Source organism: Chromobacterium sinusclupearum, assembly GCF_002902845.1.
GTDB classification, from domain to species: domain Bacteria; phylum Pseudomonadota; class Gammaproteobacteria; order Burkholderiales; family Chromobacteriaceae; genus Chromobacterium; species Chromobacterium sinusclupearum.
Genome location: NZ_PPTF01000097.1, coordinates 1 through 231 on the forward strand (window position 1 = coordinate 1; position 231 = coordinate 231).

General features: G+C 56.3%; 1 rRNA gene. It reads left to right on the forward strand.

Annotated features, from left to right (window positions below):
* A 16S ribosomal RNA gene (locus tag C2134_RS19750) occupies positions 1–231 on the forward strand; the annotation flags it as partial.

The following is a 231-nucleotide window of genomic DNA, read 5'->3' on the forward strand; positions in this document are numbered from 1 at the left end:
ATGCATCGGAATGTACCGTGTAATGGGGGATAGCTCGGCGAAAGCCGGATTAATACCGCATACGCCCTGAGGGGGAAAGCGGGGGATCGAAAGACCTCGCGTTATACGAGCAGCCGATGTCTGATTAGCTAGTTGGTGAGGTAAAAGCTCACCAAGGCGACGATCAGTAGCGGGTCTGAGAGGATGATCCGCCACACTGGGACTGAGACACGGCCCAGACTCCTACGGGAG